The organism is Rhizobium sp. WYJ-E13, assembly GCF_018987265.1.
Taxonomy (GTDB): domain Bacteria; phylum Pseudomonadota; class Alphaproteobacteria; order Rhizobiales; family Rhizobiaceae; genus Rhizobium.
In genome coordinates, this window is the sequence record NZ_CP076854.1 from 1,928,008 (window position 1) to 1,944,982 (window position 16,975).

Consider the following 16,975-nt stretch of genomic DNA (forward strand, 5'->3'; position numbering starts at 1 on the left):
GAGATCAATCAGGTTGCGGGATTGCTTGCGCATATGAACACTATATAGTTGCATTTTATTTTGGAGAGAGGATTTATACTATAACGGCACTAATATCTTAGCATGTTGTAAACTATTTTATCCGAATATTCGCAATAGCAGAGAACCCCGCCAGGACGCCATGATGGCGCAACCTTCTCTGGAGTTGAAATCTCCCCGACATCGTTACGATTTTTTTGCGCCCATTTGATTCGCGCGCTGTCAGTTGTGATCTCTCTCTAGAAATTCCGTGTCCAGTCTCCGTTTCAATACACCGTCCAGGTTTCTGGAAGATGGCGGCTGCCCATTCCCAACTGTTTTGACGCTCAACTGACGCTCGCGCCTCAGAGAGCCTGTCCCATGGAGCCTTCCTTGTCCGCATTCAACAACCTAAAGATACTGACGAAAATCGCGTTGGCGTTCGGATTACTTATCGTCCTCAGTATCGCAGCCTGCGCGATCAACATATCGGGCCTTAACAATCAGAACAGAGCAGTTGCTATCTCCGAACACACCTATCAGGTTTTCTCGACACTCGACATAATCATGGCCTCAATGGTCGACCAAGAAACCGGCCTGCGCGGTTATCTCATTTCGGGGGACGAGGCCTTCCTCGCACCGCAAAAGGCCGGCCTGGAAACCTACCGGAAGTCGCTTGCCAGTGTGAGATCCCTGACATCGGACAACGCAGCTCAGCAAAAGAGGCTTGATGAGCTCGACGGTTACGCATCGACCTGGAATGGTGTGCTTCAAAAAGAAAAGGATCTGATGCAGAATCCGGCAACGCGAGAGCAAGCCCGGACAATGGAGGCATCAGGGGCTGGCAAGGCATCCATGGATGCCATCCGCGGCAAGATCGCTGAAATGGCCGGCGAAGAGCGCGGCCTGTTGGAGAAGCGCAATGATGAAGCCAAAGCTGCCGCGGCGGCCACGGAAATCAGCAATTATGTCACCAGCGGTCTGACGGTTGCGCTGTCGCTGTTCGCTCTTTGGGGCATCTTCGTTTCTGTGATCAAGCCGATCCGCAATATCAATATGTCGATGATGAAGCTTGCCGACGGCGACCGCGAGAGCACTATTCCGCACGCTGGTCGCCGCGACGAAATCGGCGAGATGGCTGGGGCGGTCGAAATCTTCCGTCAGGGCGCCATCGAACGGGTCCGCCTTGAGCAGGAAACGGAAGCAAACCGGAGCTTCTCTGAGAAAGAACGCATTGAACGCGAGAAGCAAAAGGCAACGGAGGCGGCCGATGTTCAACATGCTGTCGACAGCCTGGCGAGCGGTCTGTCAGCACTCTCGAACGGAGATGTCTCCCACCGCATCAGCCAGCCCTTTACCGCTGCACTTGATGGCGTGCGCAACGATTTCAACGGGTCGGCCGAAAAGCTGCAGTCGGCGCTAAGCCGGGTCTCACAGAATGCACAAGGGATTGGCGCCGGTGCAAATGAGATTAAATCCGCGGCCGACGACCTTGCAAAGCGAACGGAACAGCAGGCTGCAGCACTCGAAGAAACGGCAGCCGCACTCGAGCAAATCACCACGACGGTCGTAGACTCCACCAAGCGAGCTCAGGAAGCCGGAGCTCTTGTCGCGCGCACCAAGACCGGCGCCGAGCATTCCGGAGAGGTCGTGCGCAAGGCCGTGATTGCCATGGAGCGTATCGAGAAGTCGTCCGCGGAAATCTCCAACATCATCGGCGTTATCGACGAAATCGCCTTCCAGACCAACCTGCTTGCGCTTAATGCGGGTGTCGAAGCCGCGCGTGCAGGCGAAGCTGGCAAGGGATTTGCGGTGGTCGCTCAGGAGGTGAGAGAGCTTGCTCAGCGGTCTGCAAGCGCCGCCAAAGAGATCAAGGCACTGATCAACACATCTAACGAGCAGGTGGAAGAAGGCGTGCAGCTCGTCGGCGACACGGGCAAGGCGTTACAGACGATCGTCGCGGAAGTTCAAGAAATCAACCGCCATGTCTCGGCGATCGTTGATGCAGCGCAGGAACAGTCTTCCGGACTGCAGCAAATCAACACGGCCGTCAACCAGATGGACCAGGATACCCAGAAAAACGCGGCGATGGTTGAGGAGACGACAGCCGCGAGCCACAGTCTCGCTAAGGAAGTCACGTCGCTCAACGACTTGCTGGCACAGTTCAAGCTTGGTGATGTGGGCCAACGACAGGCAGCACCACGCCTCGCCGCGATTAACGACAAGCCCACCACGTCTCCTGTGCGCACCCTTGGCCGGAAGATAGCATCGGCCATCGCAGGTGGCAGTGCGGCTGCCGGTTCCAACACGGCAGGATGGGAGGATTTCTGATGGACGCTTCTTTCAAGACCAGCGACAGTGGGCTCGAGATCATAGCGTTCATGCTCCACAATCAGCAGTTCTGTGTCCGGACCACCTCCATCCGCGAGATTCGCGGATGGGCCCCTGTCACCCCCCCCATGCGCCGACCGACGTCCTGGGCGTCATGAACCTGCGCGGCACCGTCATTCCAATTGTCGACCTATCCGTAAAGCTCGGCATGCCACCAACAGCGACAAGCGAGCGAAGTGCGATTGTCGTCACGAATGTAGGCGGTAAGACGATCGGTCTTATGGTGGATCGGGTGTCGGATATCTTGACAGTGGCGACGGGTGAGCTGCAACCGGTCCCGGTTGCGGCCGGCATCACGTCCGGAAGTTATGCCGAGGGTATCTTTGCCAGAGATAAAGAAATGATCTGCTTCCTCAACCTCGATGCGATATTCTCAACTGACACTCCGGGCGACTGGGTGGAGGCTGCTTGAAGCAGCCATCCTCACATAGAGGAGTTGCCGCGCGAGCGTTCGAAACGAACAGACCCTTGCAGTGCCGCTTGGCGCGTTCAGCGAACGTCTCGAGTGGCGGGGTGAAGTCGTCAGCCTATTCGTGTCGCTCTCGCAACCATGCGGCCGTCATATAAGGGGGAGCGGTGGAGCCGATCGAGGTGAACGGATATGGTTAATTCAATATCATTGGTTGTGAATTATTCGTCATCACCAACCTTGTGGCATTTGCTACCTAATTCCGCACTTTTTCACGGCGATCGTTGGATAAAGCGTCGTCCTTACTCCTTCACAGCGCCCGTCATCGACGACACGTAGTAGTCGACGAAGAAGGAATAGAGAATGACCACCGGCAGCGAGCCGAACAGCGCACCCGCCATCAGCGATCCCCATTCGAACACATCGCCTCGCACCAGTTCGGTCAGCACGCCAACCGGAATGGTCTTGTTCTCCGAGGACTGGATGAATGTCAGTGCATAGATGAATTCGTTCCATGATAGCGTGAAGGCGAAGATGCCGGCCGAGATCAGGCCGGGGACGGCGAGCGGCAGGATGATCTTGACGAGGATCTGCCAGCGGTTGGCGCCGTCGACCAGCGCGCTCTCCTCCAGCTCGAACGGGATCGAGCGGAAATAGCCCATCAGCAGCCAGGTGCAGAAGGGAATGAGGAAGGTCGGATAGGTGAAGATCAGCGCCAGGCGCGAGTCGTAGATGCCGAGCTTGAAGACGATGAAGGCGAGCGGGATGAACAGGATCGACGGCGGAATGAGATAGGCGAGGAAGATGACGAGGCCGATCTGCCGCGAGCCGGTGAAGCGCACGCGCTCGATCGCATAGGCGCCGAACACCGACGCCACCAGCGACAGCGCCGTCGACCCCACGGCCACCAGCATCGTGTTCCACAGCCAGCCGGGATAGGACGTCTCCAGGAACAGGTATTTGATGTGGTCGAGCGTCGGCCCGACCACCCAGAAGGGGCTGTAATTGTTGTAGTCCGTCAGCTGCTCGTTCGGCTTCACGGCGGTGATCGCCATCCAGTAGAAGGGAAAGAGCAGCACGAAGACGAAGACCGCCATCGGCAGGTAGAGCATCACAACGCGCCGCGGCAGGCGGTTGAGATAGCTCATGCCCTCGGCATTGTCAGTCAGGACCTCATCGGCTGTTTTGAGATTGGTCGACATGGGTTTTGCTCCTTAATCCTGTCCGCCCTGCTGCCATTTGCGGCGTTGCAGACCGAAGAAACTGAACATGATGGCGCCGAGCAGGAAGGGTATCATCGCGACGGCGATGGCCGCCCCCTCGCCGAGCTGCCCGCCCGGAATGCCGCGCTGGAAGGAGAGGGTCGCCATCAGATGCGTGGCGTTGACAGGCCCGCCCTTGGTCAGCACGTAGATCAGCTGGAAATCCGTGAAGGTGAAGAGCACCGAGAAGGTCATGACGACGGCGATGATCGGCGTCAGCATCGGTAGCGTCACATAGCGGAAGCGCTGCCAGCTCGTCGCGCCGTCGAGCGAGGCTGCCTCCTGCAGCGAGGCCGGAATGGTCTGCAGGCCGGCAAGCAGCGAGATCGCGACGAAGGGAATGCCGCGCCAGACATTGGCGACGATGACCGAAATGCGGGCATTCGTGGGATCGCCGAGGAAGTTGATCGGCGCGCTGATCAGCCCGAGCTTCATCAGCGACCAGGAGACGATCGAGAACTGGGAATCGTAGATCCACCAGAAGGCCAGCGCCGAAAGCACTGTCGGCACCACCCAGGGCAAGAGCACGATCGCCCGGAAGAAGGATTTGAACGGAAGGTGCTGGTTCAGCAGCAGCGCCAGCCAGAGGCCGAGCGCGAATTTCAGAGCCGAGGCGATGACGGTGTAGAGAATGGTGTTGAAGACCGACAGCCAGAAGACCGCGTCGTCTGCCAGGAACTGATAGTTCTCCAGGCCGATGAAGATGCCGTCCCGGCCGATCCGCGTATCGGTGAAGCCAAGCCAGACGCCGAGTCCCAGGGGATAGGTGAGGAAGCAGACGAGAAATACCGCGGCCGGCAGCATGAAGAGGAAGCCGAGCACATTGTTATTCTGCAGGAGCGAGGGGCCGCGCGTATCCCCGGATTTCAAGGTCGACATTGCTTGTCTCCAGATTGCATTCAGTCCTTGATGACATGCGGCATGCCGGATATCGGGCATGCCGCATTTCCGGCTCTGGATCAGACGCGGTAGTAGCGGTTCGCCCGGCGTTCGGCTTCCTTCATCGCATCTTCCGGCGACTTCTGGCCGGTGACGGCGGCGGCGTACATATCGACCAGCACGTAATCGGCCATGGTCGCGGCCGAGGCGTAGCCGAGCGGGCCGGCATAACCATTCGGGCGAAGCTTTTCCGAGGCGCGCGCATAGGGTGCGTGGACCGGATCGGCAGTCCAGATCGGGTTCTTGGCGAAGGCCTTGAGGGGCTGGCAGCAATAGGCGCTGGAGCCCTGGATCCAGGCATTCATCTGGTCAGCTTCCATCATGAACTTGATGTAGGCCTTGGCGGCTTCCGGATATTTGCTGTGCTTGAAGAGCAGCAGCGAGCTCGTCTGGCAAAGCTCGACGCTCTTGCCGACCGGCCCGATCGGGAAGTTCGTCGTGCGTATGTCCTTGGCGATCTCGGCGAGCTTAGGATCGTTCTTGGCCGTGTAATAGACTGAGACGCCGTTGGCGATCAGCGATACCTGGCCGGCCAGGAAGGCGCGGTTGTTGTTGACGTCCTGCCAGCTTTCCGTGCCCGGAATGAAGGTCGCGTAGAGCTCCTTGGCATAGTTGATCGAAGCCAGCGTCTCGGGGCTGTTGATCGTCACCGTCCCGCCTTCGTCGACCATCTTGCCGCCATGGCTCCAGAGCAGCCAATGGGCGTAGTTGTTGCCGTCGCCGACGGCCTTGCCATGCGGGAAGCCGGCGGGCGTGCCCTTTGCCTTCATCGCCTTGCAAAGCTCGAGGAACCCTGCGGTATCGTTCGGGAATTCGTTGAAACCGGCGGCCTTCACATGGCTGTCGCGATAGACGACGGCATTGCCGATCGCCGTCAGCGGCATGGCGATGAACTTGTCATCGCGTGTGGCGTAGCCTTTCACGCCGTCGTACCAACCCTCGTACTTGTTGCCGAGATAGTTGCCGAGTTCGGTAAGATCGACCAGCTTGTCCGGATATTGGTGCGCGTCGTCGAACCAGCACATGATGAGGTCGGGGCCGGAGCCGACATTGGCGGCAACGGCCGCCTTCGGGCGGATATCTTCCCAGCTCTCCTTGTCGATGCGCACTTCCACGCCTGTGGCTTCGGTGAACTTCTTGGTATTGGCGATCCAGGCATCCTCATCGCCCTTCACGAAAGGCGTCCAGCGCAGCAGGCGCAGGCTGGCGCCGCTTTCCGGCGTGTAGATCGGTTCGGCCTGCGCAAAGGATGGCTTGATGCCGAGGCCGGCGACACCGGCAACGGCTGCCGATGCAGCAAGAAATTCACGTCTCTTGATCGTCATGAGATTCCTCCTCATTGAAACAGCGGGAGTAATTCTCCGGCATTCACCTCCCGCTTGGTGAACGACGGCCTGGCACTTCCGGGAGCGCGAGCTCCGGCTATGCTTGCGCTCCGGCGGTCGTGAAGACTCCTCCTCTCCCTGCGCCGCCGGATGGCGTCAGTCGGTCAATCTCATGCCGCCTTCGGCGTCGAAGAGATGAACATGCTTGGCGTCGATCGTTACACGGATCGCTTCGCCCGGGCGGGCATCGATACGCTCGCGGAAGACGCAACTGACCTCGCTGCCGCCGAGACGGACGGTCAGATGCGTCTCGTAGCCCGTCGGCTCGATCACCACGATTTCGGCCGGCAGGCCGTTGGGGTCGAGCGAGATATATTCGGGACGCAGCCCGTACACGAGCTCGCGGCCCACCGCACTTGCCGGCGGATTGGCGACCGGCAGCCGGGTGCCGTTCGCCGCGACGAACTGCGTGACATTTTCGGGATCGAGCCGGCCATGGATCATGTTCATCGCCGGCGAACCGATGAAGCCGCCGACGAAGAGATTGGCGGGACGGTCGTAAAGCTCAAGCGGCGAACCGATCTGCTCGACGATGCCGTCATGCATGACGACGATCTTGTCAGCCATCGTCATCGCCTCGATCTGGTCATGGGTGACGTAGACGGTCGTCGTCTGCAGGCGCTGATGCAATTCCTTGATCTCGGCGCGCATGGCGACGCGCAGCTTCGCATCGAGGTTGGAGAGCGGCTCGTCGAACAGGAAGACTTCAGGATCGCGCACGATGGCGCGGCCCATGGCGACGCGCTGGCGCTGGCCGCCGGACAGCTGGCGCGGATAGCGGTCGAGCAGCTTGTCGAGGCCGAGGATGCCGGCGGCATATTTCACCCGCTTTTCGGCTTCTGCCTTCGGCGCCTTGTTGAGCATGAGCGAAAAGCCCATGTTCTGCTCTACGGTCATATGTGGATAGAGCGCATAGTTCTGGAAGACCATGGCAATGTCGCGGTCCTTCGGCGGCAGCGTGTTGACGACGCGCCCGCCGATCTTGATCTCGCCGCCGGAAATATTCTCGAGCCCGGCCAGCATCCGCAGAAGCGTGGATTTGCCGCAGCCCGAGGGACCGACGAGGATGACGAATTCCCCATCGGCAATATCGATGTCCACGCCTTTGATGACGGGGTGCGCGCCGAATGATTTCCGCACATCCGCGAATTGAACGTTTGCCATACTCCTCCTCCCAGATCATGAGCTTTGCGCAAGCACTGTATCTATGTCGTTTTCGACCGGCGGCAGCCCGCCTTCTCACCCCCGCCCGACAAAAGGCATCGTCGTCGCCATGACCGTCATGGTCAGCACGTTGGCGCTGAGCGGCAGGCCCGTCATGTAGACGACTGCATCGGCAATATGGGCCGGATCGATCGTCGCCTCGGCAGCGATGCTGCCGTTCGCCTGCAGCGCGCCGGCCGCAATCCTCGTCGTCATGTCGCTTGCGGCATTACCGATATCGATCTGGCCGCAGGCGATATCGAAGTCGCGCCCGTCGAGAGCGGTGGATTTGGTCAGCCCCGTGATGGCGTGCTTCGTCGCCGTGTAAGGAGCGGAATTCGGACGGGGCGTGGTGGCCGAGACGGAGCCGTTGTTGATGATGCGACCGCCGCGTGGGCTCTGGCTCTTCATCAGCCGGAAAGCCTGCTGAGTGCAGAGAAAAGCGCCAGTGAGATTGGCCGCGACGATGGCGTTCCACTGCTCGAACGAAACCTCCTCCAGCGCCACGCCCGGCACGGTGACGCCGGCATTGTTGACCAGGAGATCGAGCCGCCCGTATTTTTCCGCGATCACATCGAAGAGCGCGCGGACCGAGTCGGGATTGCCGACATCGGCGGAGACCGCGAGGAACTGCGCGCCGGTTTCGCCGCCAAGCTCGCTCGCTGCCTTTTCAAGCACGTCAGTCCGCCGTCCAGAAATGACGACCGTGTAGCCGGCGGCGCCGAGTCCTCGCGATATGGCACGCCCGACGCCGGTGCCACCGCCGGTGACAAGCGCAATCCTTGTCTTTCCGCTGGCCGATATGCTCATGCGATCCTCCCGTCGAGTTCATCCTCGATATGGACTTTCAGAATCTCGTCGAAGCTCGTCTCCGCCTTGAAGCCGAGCGAGGAGGCTCTCTGCGCATCGAACCGGGTCGGCCAGCCGGCGACGATGCGTTCGATGATGGGATCGGGCACGCGCTTGATGAGGGCGACTGCCTTGTCGCCGGCCACCCGGCGCAACGCTTCGATCTCCTCAGATACCAGCGCCGAGAGACCCGGCATGGTGAGGTTGCGCCGCGAGCCGATCCTTGCTGTGTCGATCGTCGCTGCATGGACGAAGAAGCCGACGGCCGCGCGCGGGCTTGCAAACCAATGCCGCACGCTGTCGTTGACCGGCAGTATGGCTTCCTTGCCGACCAGCGGCTCGCGCAGAATATTGGAAAAGAAACCCGAGGCCGCCTTGTTCGGTGCACCCGGCCGTACGCAGATCGTCGGCAAGCGAATGCCGATGCCGTCGAAAATGCCACGGCGGGAATAATCGGCAAGCAGCAGCTCGGCAATGGCCTTCTGCGTGCCATAACTTGTCAGCGGCGTGGACAAGAACTCGTCGGGAATGACCTCCGGGAACGGTATGCCGAAGACGGCGATCGAGGAGGCGAAGACGAGGCGCGGAACATAGGCGCTAGTGAGGCCGGCCTGGCGGATCGCATCGAACAGCGCGCGCGTGCCGTCGAGATTGACGGCGTAACCCTTGTCGAAATCCGCCTCCGCCTCACCGGAAACGATGGCGGCAAGATGGAAGATCAGGTCCGGCCGGCTTTCGATCAGCCTATCGGCCGTATGGGCAGCGGCAAGGTCGACCGTCATCGCCGTGGGAATTGGCCGGAGCGTTTCCGGCACCGGCGGCGGAACGGCGTCCACCAGTGTCAGACGGGCGACGGGCCTGCCGAAAACCAGCGGCTCGCGGACAATTCTTTCGACCAGCTTGCGGCCGATCATGCCTGCCGCACCCAAAATCATCACATGCATGTCGGCTGCTCCTCCATCGCCGTCAGTCTTCACTTTGGTCGAGAAAGCTTCCGTGCCGCCCCGAAATCCGTCCAGCCTCCTCATTTCGATTCCGAGCGATCGTCATGCAGAGCATGTCGTCGTCGCCTTACCGATAGTCCTTCAACCATCGCAGGCCCGCGTCCGTAGAAGTGGCCGGCCGATACTCGGCCCCTATGGGGCGGTCATAGCCCAGCTCTTCCAAGAGACGGAGGATGTACCTGTAATCGATCTCCCCATGATCCGGTTCCCGCCGGTCTGGAACCGAAGCGATCTGTATATGGCCGATGGAATTCAGAGACCATTGCAACCTGCGGGTCAAGTCGCCTTGCATGATCTGTAGATGGTAGCAATCGAACATCAGTTTGATATTCGTCGCCCCGACTGCGGCGATGATTTCCAACGCTTGTTCGGATGTTTGCAAAAAATAGCCTGGCGCGTCGTGATGGTTCAGCGGTTCGATCAGGATATTGACCCCAGTCTCAGCGGCGCGTTCACAAGCATGTTTGAGGTTGGCAATGAACGTTGCCCGTGCCGCCTCGCCGGAGGCTTTGCCGGCCATGACATGCACGGTGAGCGTCCCCGTAGCGTCGGCATAATCGATTGCCTGTTCGATCGCGTGTCGCGCTTCCTCCTCGCGCCCGGGAATGGCGGCAAGCCCGTTGTCTCCGGCCGCCACATTGCCTCGAATGGTGTTGAGACCAAGCATGGTGAGCCCGGTCTCCGCCAGCGCCGCTTGTACCCTCTCGACCGGAACGTCATAGGGATAGTGGCATTCGACCGCGTCAAAACCTGCGGCTTTGGCGGCGCGGATGGCGTCGGGAAGCTGCAGTTCCTGCCAGAGAAAGCCAAGATTGGCGGAAAACATTGTCATTTCAGTCCCACTCCACATCATAGGTGTGGAGAATTTGGCCAATCTGGACTGCGCTCAGGAGCGAGGGATTGGCGCTACGTGTCAGCAGGGCGAGTTTTGCCGTCTCCTCCAGCTCCTCGATCGCATAGACCGCCGCCTCGAGATCTTTGCCGGCCACGACCGGGCCGTGGGCGGCGAGCATTACCGCACTGCGCCTGCCGGCAAGCCCACGGATCGCATCGCCCATTCCCGGGTCGCCCGGCATGAAGTAAGGTAGCAACGTCACCTTTCCGAGCTTCATGACGGAATATGCGGTGAGCGGCGGCAACAAATTCTCCGGATCGACGTCCGGCAGAAGTGACAGCGCCACGCAATGGCTGCAATGCAGATGCACCACGGCGCCGGTTTTACCCGATCGGGTTTCGTAGAAGGCGGAATGCAACGGCATTTCCTTGGTCGGCTTGTCGCCGCCGACTTGCCGCCCATCCACCTCAAGGCAGGATAGCTTTGCTGGGTCGAGCCGCCCAAAGGAACTGCCAGTCGGCGTCACCAGAAGCCGGCCGTCGGAAAGCCGCGCAGAGATATTACCCGATGAACCGGCCGTCAGGCCCCTGTCAAAGAGCGACTTGGCCATGAAGCAGATTTCGTCCCTCAGCCGCGCTTCTTCGCTCATGCGGCCTCCAGCAGTTTGAAGGCATCCTCGAAGAACGTCTCGCCGCCGAAATTGCCGGATTTCAGCGCAAGCGCGACCCGCTCACCCTTCACCTTCGCGAAGATCCAGGGAACACCGGCAGCAATTTCCGGGCCGATTTCCAGACGGGTGACACCCAGAGCTTGGGTAATCGCACCGGACGTCTCGCCGCCAGCGGCGACAAACCGGCGGATGCCGAGCCCAAACGCTTCACGGGCGAGGTTGGCGAGAGCAGTCTCGACGACTGTGCTTGCCTTTTCCAAACCGAGCCTTTCTTGTGCCTGGCGTACATCCTGCGGCTCTGCCGTGGCGTAGATGAGCTTCGGGACATCGGAAGGCTGCCGCTGCAACCATTCCCGTGCCGGCCCTACTCCCCTTTCGGCGAGCGCCACGAGATCGAGGCGGAGACTGGCGCATTGCCCCAGGTAGTAAGCGACCTGACTTCGGGTCATTGCCGAACAACTTCCCGACAGCACGACCTGCCCCCCGTTCACCTTGGTGCTAGCGCGCCGCGCGGCGGGGGCCGCTACAAGCCCCTGTTCGACATAGTAGCGGGGAAGCTGACCCGCCACCGCGCTGCCGCCCGTCACAAGCGACATGTCGGCCGTGGCGGCTGCAATCGTGCGCAGATCCTCGTCGCAAACGGCATCGACGACAACGTGGCGCACGGCTTCTTCGGCAAGGCTCCGTAATCTTTCCTTCAGCGCTTCCGGGCCTTGTAAGACGGTGTGGCGATTGGCAAGGCCGACCTTGCCTTTGACCTGGGGCGCCAAAAGCCGGATCAGGCTTGAATCGCGCATCGGCGTGAGCGGGTGATCCTTCATCGGGCTTTCCGAGAGGAGCTCCTGGCCCACAAGGACATGGCCCATGAAGATGCTGCGGCCGTTTTCCGGGAAGGCCGGACAATAGATGGTCTGCGCGACGCAGAGCTCCGACATCAGCATTTCTGCGACCGGTCCGATATTGCCCTCAGCCGTGCTGTCGAAAGTGGAGCAATATTTCCAGAAGAAGCGGGCTGCACCGGCATGGCGCAGCCAAGCCAAGGCCTGCCGGGCCTGTCCGACCGCGTCTGCGACAGGCGACGTGCGGGTTTTCAGGGCTATGACCTCGAAGGTTGCGGCCTCCGTTTGATCCTGATCTGTGGCCGGCACGCCAATGCGCAGCGTTACGGGCAGCCCGCTGCGCGCGAGAAGGGCAGCGAGATCCGTCGCACCCGTAAAATCATCCGCAATGCAGCCAAGTATGGTTCCCATAAGCGCTCACCCCTCCATGCCTGGCAGAACGACACCGCTCTTGCGCGCCAGGAACTTCGCCACAGCCGCGTCGTCTTCCAGCCCGAGCCCGTCTTCGGCAGCCTCGAGGAAAAGCTGCATTGCAGCTGCGGCAAGCGGTGTGACCGCCCCGGTCTTCCGCGCTTCCGACGTGACGATCCCCAGATCCTTGACGAAGATGTTGATCGCCGAGCGGGGGGTGTAGTCACCCTTGACGATATGTTCGCCGCGGTTTTCGAACATCCAGGAGGAGCCGGCGGAAACGCGCAGGACCTCATAGAGGGTTTTCAGGTCGATACCGTTCTTTGCCGCAAGCGTCATGGCTTCGGCAGTGGCGGCGATATGTACGCCGGCCAGAAGTTGATTTATCATCTTGACCTGCGAGCCCGCGCCCGGTCGCTCACCGAGGCGAAAGACCTTGGACGAAACGACTTCAAGCGCGGCAGAAGCTCGTGCGAATGCCTCGTTCGAACCCGATGCCATGACGGTGATTTCTCCCGACAGCGCCCGAAGATGCCCGCCGGAGACCGGCGCATCGACGACCAGCATGCCAGCCGCGTCCAGTCTCGCGGCGATCGCAGCGCAGGCGGTCGGCGCCATGGTCGTGCATAGAAGGAAAACGGTCGAGGGCTGCGCGGTTTCAAGGGCGCCCCCCGACCCGAAAAGCACCTCCTCGACCTGCTGGTTATTGACGACATAGACAAAGACTACATCGGCCGCCTCGACTGCGATCGCCGGCGTGCTGCACGAATGCCCTCCCGCGTCACGAAAGCGCTCGAGAACATCGGCCCGCAGGTCGCATCCGCTCACTTCAAAGCCTGCCCTGAGAAGCGAGATCGCCGCCCCCCAACCCATCGAACCCAGCCCTACGACCGCGGCGCGCCGTGTATCTCGAATAGCTTCCATAGTGTCGTCCACACAGACCGTTACCGATACCGGTATCGATACCAAAGCCCGTGTAAAGATGATTGTCAATATTGCACCTGTTCCCCCTCGCCCACAAAAGCCGTATGACGGGCTTGCGAAGCGTTAAGCGCTCGCGGTCATCGAGGATCCTTTCGGAATGCGTAAACCTACTTTGGAAGAAGTTGCCATTGCAGCCGGCGTCAGCAAGATGACAGCTTCGCGCGCGCTTCGTGGCGCCGGTGATGTCTCAAAGGAAACCCGCGAAAGGGTTCTCGATGTGGCCGAACGCCTGAGCTATGTGGGCAACCGGCTTGCGCTTTCCCTATCCTCACAGAATACCAATCTGCTCGCGGTGGTCGTACCCAGCATGTCCAATATCGTGTTTCCCGAAGTTCTGGCCGGCATTTCGGCGGCGCTGGAAGAGTCGGGCATGCAGGCGGTCTTTGGCATATCGGATTATGATACGGACAAGGAGCGCGCGATCATCCGCGACATGCTCTCCTGGCAGCCGAGCGCCATTATCGTCACCGGTCTCGACCAACCGAAAGAGACGGTCCGGATGCTGCAGAACGCAACCATTCCTGTCATCCAGATCATGGACCTCGACGGCACGCCGGTCGATTTCAACGTCGGACTTTCGCACAAGCGTGCAGGAGAGGATATGGCAAGAGCGCTGCTCGCGGCGGGCCGCCTGCGTTTCGGCTATGTGGGAAGCGCGCTTTCGCGCGACTTGCGTGCGGCCAAGCGGAAGGCCGGTTTCGAAAAAGCTCTGCGCGAGTGCGGCGGTCTCGGTTTCGTCGAGCACCGCCTGGACGAAGCCTTCTCCTCGGTCGCGCTCGGAAAGCGGCTCACGGCCTCAATGCTGGCGGATAGACCGCAAATCGACTGCATCTATTATTCCAACGACGACATGGCGACCGGCGGGCTGTTTGCATGCATGGAACTCGGCATTGCAAGTCCTGAGGACGTTCTGATCGCCGGGTTCAATGGATTGGAGCTCGCCTATGCCTTGCCGGCAAGAATCGCGACCTCGAAATCACCCCGCCGCATCATCGGCGAGATCGCCGGAAAACTAGCACGCGAGGCAGTGAGCGCCGGCCGCCCCTCCATTCAAAAGGTGTTTTCCTTCGTTCCCGAGATCACGGGCGTATCTTCCGCGGAATAACCCAGCTCGCCAGTGCCTTTGATCTCACCTTGGCGGCCAATGAAGGGATTCGCTGAGAGGAGTTTGCCGGTTTTTGTGTGAATGTCATTCACCACTCGGGTAGCCGCGCGCGGATTGCGTTCTCCAATTCCCGTAGATAGCGTCTCGTCCAGATGATGCGCACGTTACGCCTGACTGTATTTATTCAAAACGGCGGCGATTTCCTCGTCGGTTGCGAATTCGCCTCTGTCAGCCTCGATCCCGGCCTGGACGCCTGCAATCCACTTTTCCGGTACTGTCACATTGTTTTACGTGCGGGCGCATGGAAGCCGCAAGTTGGATTTCAGGCGAGTTGCAGCGCGGCCATCCTCCATTGGGTAGTGGCGGCTTGGCGGAGGATCGGATTGGGTAGCCGGGCGATTTGATTTGGCGGGAACGAAATGGTTTCAAACGGCTGAGAAGATCGAGACAAATTGCTGAAGCGACCCGATCGACCGAAATCCTTGCCGGGTTCGTTCACGCTTCCGAAATGGCAGATGCGAATTCTCGGCCCTGTTGTTCAGGCCTTTATGAGACCGATGCTCTACGGTGGGCATGACCTGAGGCCGGGCGGCGCCATAGGATCGCAGCTTGTCGGTGATGATGCGCCAGGGCGCCAAGCCCTGTTTCTTCAGCAAACGGACCAGCAATCGCTTGGCTGCCTGGGTGTTGCGGCGAATCTGAACGGTAAGGCATTTTTGGACGCCAGTCCGACGCGGAAATCTGAATAGTTTGCCGAGGATGCGGCGCGGTCCTGATGTGATTGCAATTGTGCGCCGGAAGAAGTCTCCGAAAGTCTCACACGAGCATTTGACCTCTCAGATCGGCGATGGCATCCTCCCTGTGTGCCATCTCCACGGTCGCAATAACGCCTAACGCCACGACGGAGACTGTTGAATGCCAACCCCGCAGCGTTCCACTCTAGGATCTCTCGTGTTGATAGCGACAGTCGTGGGCTTCAGCGTTGGAGCGTTCGCCTACACCGCGGGGTGGCTCTCGCCTAATCGCCTGACGCCGACGAAAATTGTCAGCGCCTTGGCGCCTCCTGGCGGAGCCGCTCTCGGGCATCGGCGAAACCACGCCAAGGGCGTCTGCTTTACCGGCACGTTCGAAGCGAACGGAAACGGCAGCGCGATTTCGAAGGCGTCCATCTTCGTCTCTGGTCAATACCCTGTACTCGGCCGCTTAAATCTTGCGACACCCGACCCAAACGCCGCCGATGCGACGGTTCGGGTTCGCGGCATCGGCGTACAGATCTCGGCGCCCGACGGCGACGTCTGGCGAATGGCCATGATCGATCCTCCCGTGTTTGCGGTTTCCACCCCGCAAGGCTTCTACGACCTGCTCAAGGCGTCCGCGAGCAAGGAGCCGGACGCGATGAAAGACTTCGTTGGCGCCCATCCAGAATTCGCCTCGTTCGGCGAGTGGGCTACAAAGGCCCCCTGGATGGCCAGCTATGCGGAGGTAACGTTCAACAGCCTCAATGCTTTCATCTTCACGAATGCTTCGGGCGCCGAGCACGCCGTGCGCTGGTCATGGCGACCGGAGGCGCAGGCCGCGCCTATTTCGGCCGAGGAGTTCGCCAAGCTCGGCGCAAATCACCTCGAAGAAGACATCACCGAACGGGTTGCGCGTTCGCCTCAGCGTTGGACGCTCGTGTTGACCGTGGCCGATCCCTCCGATCCGACGTCGGATCCCACCAAGGCCTGGCCACCTAGCCGACCTACCATCGAGGCTGGAACTTTGATCGTGCAGAAAATCGAGCGCGAGTCGGACGGCCCATGCCGCGATATTAACTTTGACCCGACCATCCTACCCAATGGCATCAAGGTTTCCGACGACCCGTTCCCAGCAGCCCGTTCGGCGGCCTACGCCAGATCCTATGATCTGCGAACGTCGGAAGCCGTCAACTATCCCCGAACTGGAGCGAGCGCGAAGCCATGATGAACGCTAGCATCAAGACCCGTTTCACGACCGTCCAGCGCGTGCTGCACTGGCTGATGGCGATCGGCATCCTCGCGATGCTCTTCATCGGCGTCGGAATGGTTTCCACCATTGGACGGGAGTATGTGCCTCTCCTGGTGACGCATAAGACGCTCGGGACCGTCATCCTCGTCCTTGCGTTGGTTCGCCTGGTAGTCCGCATCTTATCCGGCGCTCCTCCCTTGCCGGCAGATCTGCCTGAGCCGATGAAGCTTGCCGCGCATCTGTCCCACATCGGCTTGTACGCGCTGATGATCGGGATGCCGTTAATCGGATGGGCGATGCTGTCTGCCGCCGCATATCCGATCGTGCTGTTTGGGGGAGTAAATCTCCCGCCGATACTGCCGCAGAGCGATACCCTGCACGCACTCCTTTGGAGCGCGCATTATTATCTGGCCTTTGCGTTCTTCGCGCTCGTGCTGATGCATCTCGCTGCAGCACTTTTCCACGGGCTGGTACGTCGCGACGGCGTCCTTGAGACGATGTTGCCGGGCAAATAGGGTTTTGTTCGTGTGAGTTTGGGTATTTTGCCAAAGAGCTAGCTCTCGCCGCTGATACGGAATCCACATCTCAACGTAGAAAGCCGCTGGCTAAAGCTGGGCCAGCACACCCGCGTCGATCGTATGTTCAACTCTATTACCACGATATCCTTCCTCGATAGCTTTATCGAGGATGCCTCCAACAGATCGCA

14 protein-coding genes and 3 pseudogenes are annotated in these 16,975 nt (G+C 60.2%); 5 read left to right on the forward strand and 12 right to left on the reverse strand.

The window, feature by feature from the left end:
- Positions 1-390: 390 nt before the first annotated feature.
- Positions 391-2,328 carry a methyl-accepting chemotaxis protein gene (locus KQ933_RS30350; RefSeq protein WP_301925085.1) on the forward strand — a complete coding sequence of 646 codons (1,938 nt, stop codon included), beginning with the start codon at positions 391-393 and terminating at the stop codon, positions 2,326-2,328.
- A pseudogene (locus KQ933_RS30355) lies at positions 2,328-2,800 on the forward strand (chemotaxis protein CheW). Before KQ933_RS30350 ends, KQ933_RS30355 begins: the two are co-directional and overlap by 1 nt.
- Before the next feature lie 299 nt (positions 2,801-3,099).
- Here KQ933_RS30355 and KQ933_RS30360 read toward each other — a convergent pair.
- The 10 genes from KQ933_RS30360 to ltnD all read right to left on the reverse strand — a co-directional run bounded on the left by KQ933_RS30360 (position 3,100) and on the right by ltnD (position 13,118).
- Positions 3,100-3,999 (reverse strand): carbohydrate ABC transporter permease, encoded by a 900-nt coding sequence (locus tag KQ933_RS30360; RefSeq protein WP_040112047.1) that lies wholly within the window; start codon positions 3,997-3,999, stop codon positions 3,100-3,102.
- A gap of 12 nt (positions 4,000-4,011) precedes the next feature.
- On the reverse strand, positions 4,012-4,938 hold the full coding sequence (locus KQ933_RS30365) for a carbohydrate ABC transporter permease (RefSeq protein ID WP_088681473.1): 927 nt from the start codon (positions 4,936-4,938) through the stop codon (positions 4,012-4,014).
- 80 nt (positions 4,939-5,018) lie between these two features.
- Positions 5,019-6,323, reverse strand: a complete 1,305-nt coding sequence (locus KQ933_RS30370; protein WP_216759702.1) for an ABC transporter substrate-binding protein — start codon at positions 6,321-6,323, stop codon at positions 5,019-5,021.
- A 156-nt stretch (positions 6,324-6,479) separates the two neighbouring features.
- Positions 6,480-7,547: an ABC transporter ATP-binding protein gene (locus KQ933_RS30375; protein ID WP_216759704.1), complete on the reverse strand. Its 1,068-nt coding sequence runs from the start codon at positions 7,545-7,547 to the stop codon at positions 6,480-6,482.
- Between the two features lie 75 nt (positions 7,548-7,622).
- On the reverse strand, positions 7,623-8,396 hold the full coding sequence (locus tag KQ933_RS30380) for an SDR family oxidoreductase (RefSeq protein ID WP_216759705.1): 774 nt from the start codon (positions 8,394-8,396) through the stop codon (positions 7,623-7,625).
- The gene (gene denD, locus KQ933_RS30385) at positions 8,393-9,379 is read right to left on the reverse strand and encodes a D-erythronate dehydrogenase (RefSeq protein WP_216760893.1); all 987 of its coding nucleotides are present in this window, start codon (positions 9,377-9,379) and stop codon (positions 8,393-8,395) included. Before denD ends, KQ933_RS30380 begins: the two co-directional genes overlap by 4 nt.
- Before the next feature lie 127 nt (positions 9,380-9,506).
- On the reverse strand, positions 9,507-10,271 hold the full coding sequence (locus KQ933_RS30390) for a hydroxypyruvate isomerase family protein (RefSeq protein WP_216760894.1): 765 nt from the start codon (positions 10,269-10,271) through the stop codon (positions 9,507-9,509).
- A 1-nt stretch (position 10,272) separates the two neighbouring features.
- On the reverse strand, positions 10,273-10,923 hold the full coding sequence (gene otnC / locus KQ933_RS30395; RefSeq protein ID WP_216759707.1) for a 3-oxo-tetronate 4-phosphate decarboxylase: 651 nt from the start codon (positions 10,921-10,923) through the stop codon (positions 10,273-10,275).
- Positions 10,920-12,194, reverse strand: a complete 1,275-nt coding sequence (otnK, locus tag KQ933_RS30400; RefSeq protein ID WP_216759708.1) for a 3-oxo-tetronate kinase — start codon at positions 12,192-12,194, stop codon at positions 10,920-10,922. The genes otnC and otnK overlap by 4 nt, the downstream gene beginning before the upstream one ends.
- A 6-nt stretch (positions 12,195-12,200) precedes the next feature.
- Positions 12,201-13,118, reverse strand: coding sequence for an L-threonate dehydrogenase (gene ltnD, locus KQ933_RS30405; protein ID WP_216759709.1), 918 nt, complete (start codon positions 13,116-13,118; stop codon positions 12,201-12,203).
- Positions 13,119-13,275: 157 nt separating this feature from the next.
- Between ltnD and KQ933_RS30410 the strand changes: the two genes are divergently transcribed.
- Positions 13,276-14,283 (forward strand): LacI family DNA-binding transcriptional regulator, encoded by a 1,008-nt coding sequence (locus KQ933_RS30410; protein WP_216759711.1) that lies wholly within the window; start codon positions 13,276-13,278, stop codon positions 14,281-14,283.
- Between the two features lie 164 nt (positions 14,284-14,447).
- On the opposite strand, the pseudogene KQ933_RS33640 reads toward KQ933_RS30410, so the two are convergent.
- Positions 14,448-14,552 (reverse strand): annotated as a pseudogene (locus KQ933_RS33640) (transcriptional regulator); the annotation flags it as partial.
- A 159-nt stretch (positions 14,553-14,711) separates the two neighbouring features.
- Positions 14,712-14,987, reverse strand: a pseudogene (locus tag KQ933_RS30415) (DDE-type integrase/transposase/recombinase); the annotation flags it as partial.
- 211 nt (positions 14,988-15,198) lie between these two features.
- Here KQ933_RS30415 and KQ933_RS30420 point away from each other — a divergent pair.
- Both KQ933_RS30420 and KQ933_RS30425 read left to right on the forward strand, forming a co-directional pair.
- A complete protein-coding gene (locus KQ933_RS30420; protein WP_216759713.1) occupies positions 15,199-16,245 on the forward strand; it encodes a catalase family peroxidase in 1,047 nt (348 codons plus the stop codon).
- A complete protein-coding gene (locus KQ933_RS30425; protein WP_216760895.1) occupies positions 16,245-16,784 on the forward strand; it encodes a cytochrome b in 540 nt (179 codons plus the stop codon). The genes KQ933_RS30420 and KQ933_RS30425 overlap by 1 nt, the downstream gene beginning before the upstream one ends.
- The last annotated feature ends 191 nt before the right edge of the window (positions 16,785-16,975 follow it).